The 13,622-nt window shown below is 74.5% G+C and carries 12 protein-coding genes; 5 read left to right on the top strand and 7 right to left on the bottom strand.

Annotation, left to right across the window (positions count from 1 at the left end):
- On the top strand, positions 1-498 hold a 498-nt coding region (locus WDV06_RS15030; RefSeq protein WP_395510235.1), incomplete at its 5' end, for a CAP domain-containing protein.
- A 25-nt stretch (positions 499-523) separates the two neighbouring features.
- Here WDV06_RS15030 and WDV06_RS15025 read toward each other — a convergent pair.
- Both WDV06_RS15025 and ligD read right to left on the bottom strand, forming a co-directional pair.
- Positions 524-1,498 carry an MsnO8 family LLM class oxidoreductase gene (locus tag WDV06_RS15025; RefSeq protein WP_395510234.1) on the bottom strand — a complete coding sequence of 325 codons (975 nt, stop codon included), beginning with the start codon at positions 1,496-1,498 and terminating at the stop codon, positions 524-526.
- A 16-nt stretch (positions 1,499-1,514) separates the two neighbouring features.
- Positions 1,515-2,588, bottom strand: a complete 1,074-nt coding sequence (gene ligD / locus WDV06_RS15020; RefSeq protein ID WP_395510233.1) for a non-homologous end-joining DNA ligase — start codon at positions 2,586-2,588, stop codon at positions 1,515-1,517.
- A gap of 197 nt (positions 2,589-2,785) precedes the next feature.
- Between ligD and WDV06_RS15015 the strand changes: the two genes are divergently transcribed.
- The 3 genes from WDV06_RS15015 (at position 2,786) to WDV06_RS15005 (ending at position 6,602) form a co-directional block, all read left to right on the top strand.
- Complete coding sequence (locus WDV06_RS15015; protein WP_395510232.1) at positions 2,786-3,199, top strand: CBS domain-containing protein; 414 nt, start codon at positions 2,786-2,788, stop codon at positions 3,197-3,199.
- Positions 3,200-3,260: 61 nt separating this feature from the next.
- Positions 3,261-4,730 (top strand): aminotransferase class I/II-fold pyridoxal phosphate-dependent enzyme, encoded by a 1,470-nt coding sequence (locus WDV06_RS15010; protein ID WP_395510231.1) that lies wholly within the window; start codon positions 3,261-3,263, stop codon positions 4,728-4,730.
- A gap of 300 nt (positions 4,731-5,030) precedes the next feature.
- Positions 5,031-6,602 (top strand): serine/threonine-protein kinase, encoded by a 1,572-nt coding sequence (locus WDV06_RS15005; protein ID WP_395510230.1) that lies wholly within the window; start codon positions 5,031-5,033, stop codon positions 6,600-6,602.
- Positions 6,603-6,663: 61 nt separating this feature from the next.
- On the opposite strand, the gene WDV06_RS15000 is transcribed toward WDV06_RS15005, so the two are convergent.
- The 4 genes from WDV06_RS15000 to WDV06_RS14985 form a co-directional block, all read right to left on the bottom strand.
- Positions 6,664-8,052: a 3-hydroxybutyrate oligomer hydrolase family protein gene (locus WDV06_RS15000; protein WP_395510239.1), complete on the bottom strand. Its 1,389-nt coding sequence runs from the start codon at positions 8,050-8,052 to the stop codon at positions 6,664-6,666.
- A 384-nt stretch (positions 8,053-8,436) separates the two neighbouring features.
- A complete protein-coding gene (locus WDV06_RS14995) occupies positions 8,437-9,873 on the bottom strand; it encodes a cellulase family glycosylhydrolase (protein WP_395510229.1) in 1,437 nt (478 codons plus the stop codon).
- A 233-nt stretch (positions 9,874-10,106) separates the two neighbouring features.
- Positions 10,107-10,448 (bottom strand): HopJ type III effector protein, encoded by a 342-nt coding sequence (locus tag WDV06_RS14990; RefSeq protein ID WP_395510228.1) that lies wholly within the window; start codon positions 10,446-10,448, stop codon positions 10,107-10,109.
- A gap of 165 nt (positions 10,449-10,613) precedes the next feature.
- Positions 10,614-11,360, bottom strand: a complete 747-nt coding sequence (locus WDV06_RS14985) for a TetR/AcrR family transcriptional regulator (protein WP_395510227.1) — start codon at positions 11,358-11,360, stop codon at positions 10,614-10,616.
- Between the two features lie 94 nt (positions 11,361-11,454).
- Between WDV06_RS14985 and WDV06_RS14980 the strand changes: the two genes are divergently transcribed.
- A complete protein-coding gene (locus WDV06_RS14980; RefSeq protein ID WP_395510226.1) occupies positions 11,455-13,149 on the top strand; it encodes a CocE/NonD family hydrolase in 1,695 nt (564 codons plus the stop codon).
- Between the two features lie 63 nt (positions 13,150-13,212).
- On the opposite strand, the gene WDV06_RS14975 is transcribed toward WDV06_RS14980, so the two are convergent.
- The gene (locus tag WDV06_RS14975) at positions 13,213-13,581 is read right to left on the bottom strand and encodes a hypothetical protein (RefSeq protein WP_395510225.1); all 369 of its coding nucleotides are present in this window, start codon (positions 13,579-13,581) and stop codon (positions 13,213-13,215) included.
- Between the last annotated feature and the right edge of the window lie 41 nt (positions 13,582-13,622).

Here is a 13,622-nt window from a genome sequence, read left to right as displayed (position 1 = left end):
GCCCGGCACGCCGCCCCCGCCGCCCCGCCCGCCTCGGCCCCCCGGCCGGCGACGCCCCCCGCCGAGCCGCCGGCCGATCCCTCCGCGGACGCCCCTGCCCCGCAGGCCGCCGGGGCGCCGGCCGACGCCCAGGCCAGGGTCCTCGCGCTGGTCAACCAGGAGCGCGCCGCCGCCGGTTGCCCCGCCCTCACCGTGAACGCGCAGCTCACGCGGGCCGCGCAGGATCACAGCGCGGACATGGCTGCCCACGCCACCATGTCCCACACCGGTTCCGACGGCTCCGACCCGGGCCTGCGCATCACCCGTGCGGGCTACGAGTGGCAGGCGTACGGCGAGAACGTCGCCTATGGCTACAGCACGCCCGAACAGGTCATGGAAGGCTGGATGAACAGCCCCGGCCACCGGCGGAACATCCTCGACTGCTCCTACCGGGAGATCGGCATCGGCCTCGCCCAGCCGGGCCGGTACTGGACGCAGGACTTCGCCGCCGCGCGCTGACCCGCCGGGCCACGGGCCGGGGCCGCTACGCGCCCACGTGCTTCCTGATCAGCTCGTACGAGCGCACGCGGTCGCGGAACGCGTAGACGGGGGTGGTCAGCATCAGCTCGTCCGCCCCCGTCTCCCGGGCCAGTTCCCCCAGCCGCCGGACCACGGCCTCGGGCGTCCCGACCGCCTGCTGCGCGCGGAACCCGGCCAGGGCCTGCCGCTCCGGCTCCGTGAACGGGTGGACGGCGGCCTCCTCCGGCGTCGGGAAGGGGATGTCGCCGATTCCCTTGAGGAGCCCGGCCTTGACGACGTCCATCGGCCCGACGAGCCGCCGGGCCTCCTCCTCCGTCTCCGCGCACACCGCCTCCACGCACAGCAGCACCCGCGGCTGCCCGCACCACCGCGACGGGGTGAAAGCCGTGCGGTAAAGGTCCAGTACCGCGCGCGTGTTCTCCGGCCGGATGTGGTGCGCGACGGCCACCGGCAGGCCGAGTTCCGCCGCCAGAGCCGCCCCGGCCGCGCTGGAGGCCAGCAGCCACGGCTGCGGGAGCGGGCCGAGCGCGACCTCGTCGACCAGGAAGGACAGGACCGCGGCCACGTCGTCGCGGTACTCCGCGTCCGTCGTCGGTCCGGCCCCCCGGCGCAGCGCCCGCGCCGTGGCCTCGTCGAAGGTCCCGGGCCCGCGGCCGATGCCGAGGTCGATGCGGTCCGGGTGCAGCGCGGCCAGCGTTCCGAACTGCTCCGCCAGGGAGATCGGAGCGTGGTTGGGCGCCAGCACGCCGCCGGAACCCAGGCGGACGGTCGAGGTGGAGGCAGCGGAGTGCGCGCTGAGCACGACCGGGGGGAAGGCGCCGATCGCAGGGGAGTGGTGGTGCTCGGCGTACCAGATCCGGTGGTATCCCAGCCGCTCCAGTTCCTGAGCGAAGGCCGCGGTGTCCCGCAGGGTGTCCACGGCACGGGTGCCGGCCTGGACCATCGCGACTTCAAGTGCGGAAAGAGGTATGTCGACCATCCCGTCAGCATAGGGATCATGCGGCCGACGGGGCCCCCGGTGATCCTTTTCGCGCCACTTCACGGGTCAGCGCGGTGAGCGGGCCGCGGGCCCTTCGCAGGGAGCGGGGACGGGGCGGGTCCCGCCAGGGGTCGTCCTCCAGCAGGCCGTCGATCGTGGCGAGGGTCCAGCGGCGGGACGAGAGGCCGGGATCGTCCAGATCGCTCCAGGCCAGCGGGGCCGCGACCGGGGCGCCCGGCCGGGCACGGACGGCGTAGGGGGCCACGGCGGTCTGCGCGTAGGCGTTGCGCTGGACGTCGAGGTACAGGCGTCCGCGGCGGGCCTTCTTGCGGGGCTCGGTGGTGAACCGGTCGGGGTGGCGGGCGGCCAGGACGTCGGCGACACCGCGCGCGAAGGCGCGTACGTCGTCGAACGGCGTGCGGCGGTCGAGGGCGACGACGACGTGGAGGCCGCGGGATCCGGTGGCCATGAGCGAGGACGGCAGTTCCAGCTCGTCCAGGAGCCGGTGCAGGCCGAGTGCGGCCTCCCGTACCGGGGCGAAGTCCTCGTCCGCCGGATCGAGGTCGAACACCAGCCGGTCCGGGTGCCCGGGCCGGTCGGCCCTGGACAGGAAGCGGTGCGGGGTGGTGCACGCCTGGCCGGCCAGGTAGAGGAGGGTGGCGGTGTCGTCGCAGAGCGCGTAGGTGACGGTGCCGTCCTCCTTGGGCAGCTCGGCACGGTGGATCCGGTCCGGGAAGTGGCCGGGGACGTCCTTCTGCATGAACGCCGGCCCGTCGGTCCCGTCGGGATGCCGCTCCAGCATGAGGGGCCGTCCGCGCAGGTGCGGCAGCATGCGCCGGGCGACCGTGCGGTAGTAGAGGGCAAGATCGGCCTTGGTGATCCCGTCGCCGGGGAAGAGGACCTTGTCCGGGCGGCTGACGGCGACGACGCGGCGGCCGGCTCGCAGGCGCTCCGGCGGCACGGTCTGCCGCTTCCGCGGCTCGCCGTCCACCCTGGATCCGGCCGGCCCCCCGGGCCGGCCCTCGGGCTCGGCCTTCCCGGAGACGCCGCCTCGCCGCTGGTGGCGGGCCGGCGAACGGTTCCCTGTCATCGCACCTCCTGACACACCCACCGACGCGGCTACCCGCCTCCGCCGCCCCCATCCGTACCACCCGGCCGGGCAGGAGCCGGGCATCGCGGGCAAACGGGCCGGGCGTGGGCCGCTTGGACGGTCCGACAGGGGGCAGGCGCGCGGATACCAGGCCGCCGGGACCCGCCGCGTGGCCGATCGAACTCGGGAGAAACACCGTGACCACCGCACGCGAGATCATGACGCCCGACGCCACCTGCATCGGTGCCGACGACAGCATCCTGGACGCGGCGAAGAAGATGACCGACCTCGGGGTGGGCGCCCTGCCGATCTGCGGCAGCGACCAGCTCCTGAAGGGCATGCTCACCGACCGCGACATCGTCGTGAAGGTCCTCGGCGCCGGCAAGGACCCTTCCACCTGCACGGCGGGAGAGCTCGCACAGGGTGAAGCGGTCACCATCGGCGCCGACGACGACGCCGCGGAGATCCTGCGGACCATGACGGAGCACAAGGTCCGCCGCCTGCCCGTCATCGACGGACACACCCTGGTCGGGGTCGTCGCCCAGGCCGACGTCGCCCGCGCCCTGCCCGACGCACAGGTCGGCGAACTCCTCGAAGCCCTCTCCAGCTGACCTCGGCCGGACGGCCGGGCCGCCGGTGTTTCCGGCCCCCGGCCGCGGGCAGGCGGGCAGTATGGATCAGTCGAAGACGCCTGTACTGGACGCTCTGGCCGACTATCACGCGTACGGCCAGACGCCGTTCACACCGCCGGGACACAAGCAGGGACGCGGGGCGGACCCCCGCGTCCGGGCCGTGCTCGGCGACGCCGTGTTCCACTCGGACGTGCTGGCCACCAGCGGCCTGGACGACCGCACCTCCTCCCGCGGGATCATCGAGGAGGCCCAGGCGCTGATGGCCGAGGCCGTCGGCGCCGAACACGCCTTCTTCTCCACGTGCGGCAGCTCGCTTTCGGTGAAGTCGGCCATGCTGTCGGTCGCCGGTCCGCACGAGAAGCTCGTGGTCGGGCGGGACGCGCACAAGTCGGTGGTCTCGGGGCTGATCCTGTCCGGAATCCGCCCCGTCTGGGTCGACCCGCAATGGGACGCCGCACGCCATCTGGCCCACCCGCCGTCCCCCGAGGCGTTCGACGAAGCGCTCGCCGAGCACCCCGACGCACGCGGCGCGCTCGTCACGACCCCCACCCCGTACGGGACCTGCTCCGACCTGGCCGCCATCGCCGAGGTCTGCCACCGGCGGGGGGTGCCCCTCATCGTCGACGAGGCATGGGGCGCCCACCTGCCCTTCCACCCCGACCTGCCCACCTGGGCGATGGACGCGGGCGCCGACGTGTGCGTCACCTCCGTCCACAAGATGGGCTCCGGACTCGAACAGAGCTCGGTCTTCCACCTCCAGGGCGACCTCGTGGCCCCCGAGGTCCTCAGGGGCCGCGAGGACCTGCTCGGCACGACCAGCCCCTCCGTCCTGGTGTACGCGGCCCTCGACGGCTGGCGGCGCCAGATGGTCGAGCACGGCAAGGCCCTCTACGACGACGCCCTCGCCCTCGCCGGCCGGGTCCGCGAGCGGATCTCCCGCATCGACGGCATGCACGTCCACGACCGCGCCGACTTCTGCGGCCCCGGCAGGGCCTCCGACCTGGACCCCCTCCAGGTCATCATCGACATCAGCGCCTGGGAGGTCACCGGGTACCGCGCCGCGGACTGGCTGCGTCGCCACCACCGCATCAACCTCCACGTCTCCGACCACCGCCGCATCAGCGCCCAGCTCAGCCACGCCGACGACGAACGCACCACCGGCACGCTGCTCACCGCCCTCTCCGACCTCGCCGCCCACGCGCCCCGACTGCGCACCGGCCGGCCCGTGTTCGTCCCCGCGCCGTCCGCCCTGCGGCTGGAGCAGGCGGTACTGCCCCGGGACGCCTTCTTCGGCCGGGCCGAGCAAGTGCCCTGGGACCGGGCCGCAGGACGTGTCGCCGCCGAGATGCTCACCCCCTACCCGCCCGGCATCCCCGCCGCCCTCCCCGGAGAACGCCTGAACGAGGACGTCCTGCGCTACCTCCGCACCGGCGTCGAGGCGGGCATGGTCGTGCCCGACGCCGTCGACACCGAGGTGACGAGCGTAAGGGTCCTGCGCGAGGACCGCTGATCCACACCCCGGCAGCCGGCCAGCCACACCGCCGGCTCCCGGCTCACCGGCCCCCGCGAACCACGCGTGCCACCCCCCACCCGGCCATCGTGCAGCCCGCCACGGCGACGCGAGAGGCCGTCTTCCTCGGCTTCGCGGCGAAGCTGGCCACCACCGGCACCTGAGAGCCCCGCCCCCTCGGGGGAGCCGCTTCCCGGGCTCTCGTCACGGGGGCGGGGCCGCTGTGCCATGCTGGCTCACGCCCACGTGACGGGCGATCACGCGGGCGACCACGGGCAGGGCGTCTCACGGGGGTGTGGCATGCAGCCGTTGACCGCGACCGATCCGCGCCGGGTGGGCGCGTACCGGCTGCTGTACCGGCTCGGGGAGGGCGGCATGGGCCGCGTCTACCTCGGCCGGTCGCCGGGCGGCCGGACGGTCGCCCTCAAGGTGGTGCACGGGACGATCGCCGGCGACCCGGACTTCCGCCGCCGCTTCGCCCGCGAGGTCAGGGCCGCCCAGTCGCTCCGCGGAGCCGGGACCGTGCCGGTCCTGGACGCCGACCCGGACGCGGAGGTGCCCTGGCTCGCCACGGCCTACGTACCGGGGCCCGCGCTCTCCGACGCCGTCATCGGCCACGGGCCGCTGCCCGGGGAGGCCCTGTGGCGGCTCCTCTCCGGGCTCGCGCCGGCGCTCGCTGGGGTGCACGGGGCGGGTCTGGTGCACCGCGACGTCAAACCGTCCAACGTGCTGCTCTCCCCGTCGGGGCCGCTGCTCATCGACTTCGGCATCGCCCGGTCCGCCGACGAGACGGCGCTGACCGGCACCGGCCTGGTGGTGGGCTCGCCCGGCTACATGTCACCGGAGCAGGCGGAGGGCCGGACCGTCGGCCCGGCGGCGGACGTGTTCGCCCTGGGAGCCGTACTGGCCTTCGCGGCGACCGGCCGCGGCCCCTTCGGCGGCGGGTCGGTGGCGGAACTGCTCTACCGGATCGTGCACCACGAACCGGAACTCGACGGGCTCGGGGGCCGGTTCGGGGAACTGACGCGGCACTGCCTGGCCAAGCGGCCCGAGGACCGCCCGACGGTCACGGAGCTGGCGGCCGCGGCCGCGGAGCAGGCGGGAACGGGCCCCTGGCTGCCGCCGCCGGTGATCGCCGCCATCGCGCAGAAGGCGGAGGAACTGCTCAACGCGGAGGCGGAGGCGGAGGAGCCGGAGCGGCTGGCGGAGCACCCCGTACGGCAGCAGGCGCCCGGGCCGGCTCATCCACCCGCCTCCGGACCGCAAGCCGTGACCGCCACGGCGCCCACCGCGCCCGCCCGGCCGGCCACCGCGGTCCTCCCCGGCCGGCCCCCGGCCGGGCCGAGCCGCGCCCGCGCCGCGTCGTCGCCTCCGCCCTCCCGGCGCCACGACGCGGTCAAGGCCCTGACCACGGGGCTCGGCCGGCCCCTCTACGGTCTGTTCTTCCTGATCCCGGTCCTGACCCTCCTCGTCGGAGGGTTCGACCTGCTCGACCGGGCGGCCCGCTACCCGTCCGAATCGGAACAGCAGAGCGCCGCGCACCAGTGGGCCGTGCACGACGACTGGTGGCGCGTCCCGGTGACGCTCCTCCTCTTCGGCGCGATGGTCTGGCTCCACGTCTACCGGAAGCGGCTGCTGACGGTGGCGCCCGGCAGGGTCCGCCTGTGGTCGGCGGGGATCGGCCTGTACTGGATCGCCCTGATCGCGGGCACGGCGCTGCACGTGACCTGGTTCATGATCGTGCACGAGGACATGCCCCCCGAGGCCGGCAACCACCCCCTCCTGTGGGTGGCCGTGCCGGTGATCCTCATCGGGGCGGTGGCCTCACCCGTCCTGCTGATCGGATCGGTGCTGCGCATCGTGAGGGCCTGAGCCGAGAGGGCCTTGCGCGGCCCCGGCCCGTTGGCATCCCGGCCCCGGAACCCCGTCGCCGTCACGCGTCGAGCCGGCAGCTCGTGAGCGGGTCCTCGCCGGGGGCGGGGAACGGCAGCGTCCGGCCGGCCGGCGGCGGCACCCCGCGTCCGAGCCATGCCTCCAGGGCGGCCAGGGCGGAGCGGTGGCAGGGGGTCAGCGGGCGGAGCCGGCCGGGGAAGACGTCGGCCAGGGAGTCGACGTGCGTCCCTCCCTCGATCCGGTAGTAGCGCAGGAGACTTCCGCGGCCCGCGTCGGCGACCATGCGGGCGTAGACGTCGGAGTCCTGGCTGATCGGCAGTAGGACGTCCATCGTGCCGTGCAGCGTGATGAGCGGTTTGCCGATCCGGCCCGTCAGCGCGATCTTCGCCACGGCGTCGTGGACGGCGCGCGGCCGCAGGCCGTAGTCGTAGTCCGCGTCGCAGGCGGGGGTGCCCGGCGCGCAGAACGGGGTTCCCGCCTCCTGACCGCCGTCATAGCCGGGGTCCAGCTCCTCGCGGTAGATGCGCTGCGTCAGGTCCCAGTAGTACCGGTGGTGGAAGGGCCACAGGAACTCCGAGCCGGCCGGGTACCCGGCAGCGATCATCTCCTGCCGGGCCCGGTCCGCGCCCGGGCCTCCCGCGGCGTAGCGGGGGTAGGCGGCGAGGGCCGGGGGCAGGAACGTGAGCAGGTTCGGCCCCTGCTCCCGCCAGAGGGTGCCCTCCCAGTCCACGCCGCCGTCGTACAGCTTGGGATGGTTCTCCAGTTGCCAGCGCACCAGGTAGCCGCCGTTGGACATACCGGTGGCCAGCGTGCGGGAGGGCGGCCGCCGGTAGCGCTGGGCGACGACGGCGCGGGCCGCACGGCCCAACTGGGTGACCCGCGTGTTCCACTCGGAGATCGCGTCCCCCGGTGCCTGTCCGTCGCGGTGGAAGGCGGTGCCCGTGTTGCCCTTGTCGGTGGCCGCGAAGGCGTAGCCGCGGGCCAGGACCCAGTCGGCGATGGCCCGGTCGTTGGCGTACTGCGCGCGCACTCCGGGGGAGCCGGTGACGATCAGCCCGCCGTTCCAGTGGTCGGGCAGACGGATCACGAACTGGGAGTCGTGGTTCCAGCCGTGGTGGGTGTTCCCGGTCGAGGAGTCGGGGAAGTAGCCGTCGATCTGGATCCCGGGCACACCGCTCGGCACGCTCAGCCCGGCCGGGGTCAGCCCGGCCCAGTCGGCCTGGTCCGTGTGCCCCGACGCCACGGTCCCGGCCGTGGTCAGCTCGTCCAGGCAGGAGGGGACGTGGAGTTCGGCGCCGGGCACCCTCAGCCGTGCCAGGCCCGTGCAGTGTCCGTCCGCCGTGACCGGTCCTCCGTGGTGTGCGGCGGCCGCGGGCGCCGTGGCGACCGCCGCGAACGCGGCCGCGGCGGCGGCGGCCCTGCGCAGCATGCCGAGCCGTGGCCGACGCGCCGGTGGTGCTGAAAGGTGCACGGGTACCTCCGCTGGAGAGTGTCTTCGGCCGGCCGGCGGTGCGCGGCGGGACGGACGGAGCGCTCGCCGCGCGGCCGGTAGGTGTGGGTTCAGGGGCGGGCGCCGTCGGCGACGTCCCCGGTGGCCCGCCCCGGAACCGGCCGTCCGCGCAGGTGAACGCCTTGCCGCGGTGCCCGCTACGGTAGGGGCCGCCGCCTTGCGCCGTGCATGGTGCCGGGCCCCACAACCCCCGAACCGCCCTGTACGCCCCGCCCGTTGCCCCGCCCCCGCCCTCCTGCTACCGCCGCGACCCGCCGGCCGAACGAGGAACGGCGCACGGGACCGGGCCGAGGCGCCGCCGGTTCACGGCTGCTTCGGGGTGATCGTGACCCGGTACGTGGTGCCGGCCCCTGCGTGGGTGTACACGCTGACGGTCTGGCCGTGGCCGTCCCACCCGGCGTTCCCGCCGCGGACCGTGACGCGGTAACCGTCCGGGTAGGTGTCCTGGGGCACGGTGATCTGCGTGGGTCCCCCGGCGTTGTCGCGCGTACGGAAGGTGAGGGTGTAGGCGCGCGTGGCGGGGTCGTACGCGAAGCCCGTCGGGTCGCCGGCGACGGCCCGCGCGTACGGCTGGACGAGCAGCCGGGCGTTGGGCTTCGGCGCGCCCGTCCCGTCGAGGAAGCAGTAGCCGCCGCCGCGGCACCACTGCCACCAGGTCCAGCCGCTGGAGAAGCGGTCCAGGGAGGCCGTCATGTCGGTGACGAACCGGCTCCCGTGCGCGACGGAGGGGTTCGCCCCCCACTCCCCGACGATCACCGGCATGCGGTTGCGGGTCGGGTAGTCGCTGATCGCGGCCTCGTAGGCGGGGATGAAGGTGCCGTTCGGGTCGTAGTCGGCGCCGGTTTCCATCGCGGTCTCGTAGAAGTGCGGCGCGTACCCGGCGTGCGGGTCGTCGATGTGCCCCAGCCGGGTGGGGACGCCCAGACCGACGATGACGGTGGGCTCGACGAACACCCACGACCTGCCGTCCACCAGGCGGACGGCCCGGGCGAGGCGGTTCCACATCTCGGTGAGCTCGCCCGCTTCGAAGCGGCCCGCGGCGGCGGGAAGGTCCTCGCCTTCGAGGAACTTCGCGAACGGCTCGTTCATCAGGTCGTAGCCGAGCAGCGCCGGATGCCCGCCCAGCTCCGAGGCCACCGTCATCCACATGCGGGCGTGGGCGGCGCGCAGGTCGGCGTCCTTGTACAGGTGGTCGAACGCGGCCTGTACGGACGGCTCGAAGTACTCCGAGAACCAGTCCTCGGGTACCGGCGTGAACGGCAGCCCCTCGTCGCGGGTGGCCCAGTCGGGAACGCCGCGGGCGCCGAAGTGCGGCCCGTACACGTCCTGGTGGGCGTCGAGGACGACCTTGACGTGGTAGCGGTCGGCCCAGTCGAGGATGCGGCGCATCCTCGTGAGGTAGCCGCGGTCGTACTGCCCGGGGGCGGGTTCGAGGTCGTCCCAGAAGAACGCCAGGCGGGCCAGGTTGAAGCCCCGGGCGGCCATGTCCCGCAGGTCGCTCTCGTGGATGCCGGCCAACGCGTCGGCGCCTCGGCCGGCCTTGTCGGCCAGGTTGAATCCGCGCCACTGGAGGGCGCGTCCCCGGCCGTCGGTGATGAACGTGCGGCCATCGACCGTGACCCGGTCCGGGACGGGCCCGGGACCGGCCTGGGCCTGGGCGTGGGCCTGCGCGGGGAGGACGGCGAGCAGGAGTGCTGTCACGGCGAGGGCGACGGGGGCGGGGCGTGAGGTCCGGCGCATGCGGGAGACCCTTTCGAGGGCGGCTTCTCGGACGGCGTGCCACTGGCCGGACGGATGTTACTGAGGGGTGACCCAAGTTCCCATCCCCGCGCGGCGGTTGCCGCCGGCCGCACCCGGCCCGCGATGTCCTCCGAACAGGAGGGGCAGCGGGCCGGCCCGGGTGAGAGCCGCGGAAGGGACGGCCTGGCCCCGGTCACGGAAGCGACGGCGCCACCCTCCCGGTATGCCGCCGCTCAGCTCGTGCGGGCCAGCGGCTCCCCGGCGAAGCTCACTCCCGCCAGGCCGTGGGCCATGAGGTTGCGGATGTTGCCGTGATCGGTGCCGTCCGGCGTCGCCAGCACGCTGCGGTAGTGCTCGCCGAAGGCCAGCAGCGCCTCCTGGTCGCTCAGCCCCTCCAGCAGGGCCAGCCCCAGCGTCTTGCACGAACCCTCGTTCTCGCCCGCGCCGTTCTCCAGCGCCCCGTTGCGGAACGCCTGCGGCCGGTACGCGTAGTGCGCCGCGATGAAGGCCAAGGTGTCGGCGAACTCGTGCTCACCCGACGCGAGGCTTGCCCGCAGCGAGTCCAGATCGGTCATGTCGGTTCCCCTGGGTTGGACGGACGGCCCACCGCCGTCCGAGACCGGACGACCCTACCTCCCGGAGGCCGGCCGCCAAGAATCCCGCCACATGTCGGAACGCGGGGCGTACGAGCAGGTCACGGGGTGCTGACGGCAGGCACCCGCCGGTGCTGCTCCCGCTGGTCACCCGGTGACCGCGGCCGGGTCCCCGTCCGTGTCGAGGCCGTCCACGAGGCGGTTGAGGAACCGCGTGAAGGTGGCTTCGGGGGTGAGGGGGCGCCCGGGAGCGCGGAGGGCTTCGGCGAGTTCGGGGTGATGGCCGTCCGCGGCGACCTCGGCCAGGTAGCGGGCTTCGGTGGAGGCCTGGTCCGGGCACCCCGCGGCCGCCGCCCGGGTGGTCTCGTGGGCGACGTGCCCGGCCACGAAGGAGGTGAGCTGGGCGAAGACCTCCATCTTCGCGGCGCCGTCGAGCCCGGTGGGCCGGAGGACGGCGAGCGCGTGCTCCAGGAAGGCCAGGATGTTGGGTCCGAGGCTGCGGCGCGTGGCCAGGGCGGCCGGAAGCCAGGGGTGGCGCAGCATGTGGGCGCGCTGGAGGTGGCCGATGGACTTGAGGTCGGCGCGCCAGTCGCCGGTGGGCGCAGGGGGGACGGCCAGTTCGCCGCTGACGTGGTCGACCATCAGGTGGAGCAGCGTGTCCTTGTCGGGGGCGTAGCTGTACAGCGACATGACGCCGGCGCCGACTTCGGCGGCCACCCGGCGCATCGTGACCGCCTCAAGCCCTTCCCGGTCGGCCAGGGCGACGGCCGCGGCGGTGATCGTCTCGCGGCTGTAGGCCGGTTTGCGGCCCCTGCGCGGTCCGCCCGTGCCCAGCCAGAGTTCTCGCGGGTCCACGGCCGCGCTGCCGGTGCCGGTTCCCTCTGCGCGAGGCATGGTGCGCACTCCCTCCATGACCGGGTCGGTTGACGCGTGACAGTCAAGCATGATCTATTCTCGTACAACGTACGGAAATGAAAGAGGGGGGCCGATGACCTCACGCACCCACCGCCGGTCGCCGGGGCGGACCTGGACGCCGCCGGCCGGGAAGCCGCCGCTGTCGTCGCGGATCATGAGGGCCACGTGGCGGGGGCTGCCGGCCAGGCGGTACGAGGCCGGCTGGGAACCCGGCCTGGTGGTACCCGCCGCGGACGGCAGCCCCCTCGTCACGGACCACTACTTCCCGCGCGCCGACGGCGACTTCCCCACCCTCCTCGTCCGTTCGCCCTACGGCAGGGGAGTGCCGTGGGCACCCATGTACGGCCTGCTCTTCGCCGAACAGGGCTTCCACGTCGTCCTGCAGAGCTGCCGGGGCACCGGCGGCTCCGGCGGCGCCTTCCACCTCTGGCGCCACGAGAGCGCCGACGCCCGGGCCACGGTCTCCTGGCTCCGCGGCCGACCCTGGTTCAACGGATCCCTCGGCACCATCGGCCCCAGCTACCTCGGCTACGTCCAGTGGGCCCTCGCCCTGGATCCGCCGCCCGAGCTCAAGGCGATGGTCGTCCAGGTGGGGCTGCACGACCCCCGGGCCCTGCTCCACGGCGACGGCGCGCTGCACCTGGAGACCGCTCTCGTCGTCGCCCTCGGCATGACCCACCAGCATCGGGGCGTGGTCCCCTTCGTGAAGGCGACCCTGCGCCTGCAGCGCCACCTGCGCGGCGTCACCCGTGCGCGGCCGCTGCGCGGAGCCCACGCGACCGCCCTGGGCGGCGAGGTGCCCTGGCTCGACGAGGCGCTGTCGCATCCGGACCCCGAGGACGCGTACTGGCGGGGAGCGTCACTGGCGCCCGCGGCGGAGCGCCTCGACGTGCCCACCAGCCTCATCACCGGCTGGCACGACGTACTGGCCGACCAGACCATCGCCCAGTACGGGCGGCTGCGCCGGGCGGGCTGCGACACCGCCCTCCTCGTCGGCCCCTGGACCCACACGTCCGCCCTCCAGCAGGGCTGGCCCGAGGTCTTCAGCGAAAGCCTCGCCTGGCTGCGCGCCCACCTGTGCGGCGATCCCTCGGGCCTGCGCCCCACCAGGGTCCGCCTCCACGTGGGCGGCGACGACACCTGGCGCGACCTCGACGACTGGCCCCCGGCCGACACCGGCACGCCGTGGTACCCCGCCCCTGGCGGCCACCTCACCCGGCAGCCCCCCACGGACGGGGCGCCGCTGGCCGACTTCCGCTACGACCCGGCCGACCCGACCCCCTCCCTCGGCGGGCAGCTCCTCTCCCGCACCGCCGGTGCGCGCGACAACGCCCCCCTGGAGGCCAGGGAAGACGTCCTGACGTTCACCAGCGCACCCCTGACCGAGCCCGTGGACGTCCTCGGGCCGGTCACCGCACGACTGGCCGTCTCCGTCGACACCGGGCACGCCGACGTCTTCAGCCGCCTGTGCGACGTGGACGAGCGGGGCCGCTCCACCAACGTCTGCGACGGGCTGAGCCCCGTACAGGCCGCCCCGGGCGTATCCGCGCACGTGACCGTGCCGATGAGCTCCACGGCCCACCGCTTCGCGGCCGGGCACCGCATCCGGTGGCAGATCAGCGCGGGCGCCCATCCGCGCTATGCCCGCAACCCCGGCACCGGGCGGTCCCCGCTGGACGCCACGGAGTTCACGCCGGTGCGGATCACGCTCCACGCCGACTCGGCGCTGTTCTGCGGCGACTCCGCCCTCTTCCCCGACCGGGGATGAGGAGCCCGGGCGGCAGCCGCCGTGCCGGAAGCCGGCGGCCCCCGCCCGGTGCCGGCGGGGCGTTCAGATGCGGCCCCCGGTCAGGCGGGAGATCGGCCCGCGCCGCCGCAGCCCCGTGCGGTGCCCGAGGGTGTACGCCCCGGCCGCCAGGGCGGCGGTGCCCGTGGCCGCCGCCGCGGCGACGGCCTTGCGCGCCCGTACGGCCTTCCACAGCGGGCCGAGGGCGCCGAGGCTGCCGCGCAGGGCGGTGGCCGCGGCCTGCGTCTTCTCGGCCAGCGGGGCGGGCAGGGCCGTCAGGGTGCCGCTGACGGCCTCTCCGGCGTCCGCCGCGCGTACGGGGGCGGTTCCTCCGCCGGAGGAGGAACCGCGGGATGAGGAGCGGGACCGGGCGGTGCCGGTCTTGGCCTGGTCGGACTTCTCTGATGCAGTCATGCCACGCGTGTGGCCGCGATCCGGGATTTCATGCCGGATCC

This window comes from Streptomyces racemochromogenes, assembly GCF_044129415.1.
GTDB lineage: Bacteria > Actinomycetota > Actinomycetes > Streptomycetales > Streptomycetaceae > Streptomyces > Streptomyces racemochromogenes_A.
Note: the sequence above shows the minus strand (reverse complement) of the source record. Positions and strands in the feature narration are given on the sequence as shown.

Coding starts and splice junctions, on each gene's coding strand:
- WDV06_RS14975 (WP_395510225.1), bottom strand. CDS start 13,581: ATGACTGCATCAGAGAAGTCCGACCAGGCCAAGACCGGCACCGCCCGG.
- WDV06_RS15005 (WP_395510230.1), top strand. CDS start 5,031: ATGCAGCCGTTGACCGCGACCGATCCGCGCCGGGTGGGCGCGTACCGG.
- WDV06_RS15000 (WP_395510239.1), bottom strand. CDS start 8,052: ATGCTGCGCAGGGCCGCCGCCGCCGCGGCCGCGTTCGCGGCGGTCGCC.
- WDV06_RS14995 (WP_395510229.1), bottom strand. CDS start 9,873: ATGCGCCGGACCTCACGCCCCGCCCCCGTCGCCCTCGCCGTGACAGCA.
- WDV06_RS14985 (WP_395510227.1), bottom strand. CDS start 11,360: ATGCCTCGCGCAGAGGGAACCGGCACCGGCAGCGCGGCCGTGGACCCG.
- ligD (WP_395510233.1), bottom strand. CDS start 2,588: ATGACAGGGAACCGTTCGCCGGCCCGCCACCAGCGGCGAGGCGGCGTC.
- WDV06_RS14980 (WP_395510226.1), top strand. CDS start 11,455: ATGACCTCACGCACCCACCGCCGGTCGCCGGGGCGGACCTGGACGCCG.
- WDV06_RS15025 (WP_395510234.1), bottom strand. CDS start 1,498: ATGGTCGACATACCTCTTTCCGCACTTGAAGTCGCGATGGTCCAGGCC.
- WDV06_RS15010 (WP_395510231.1), top strand. CDS start 3,261: ATGGATCAGTCGAAGACGCCTGTACTGGACGCTCTGGCCGACTATCAC.
- WDV06_RS14990 (WP_395510228.1), bottom strand. CDS start 10,448: ATGACCGATCTGGACTCGCTGCGGGCAAGCCTCGCGTCGGGTGAGCAC.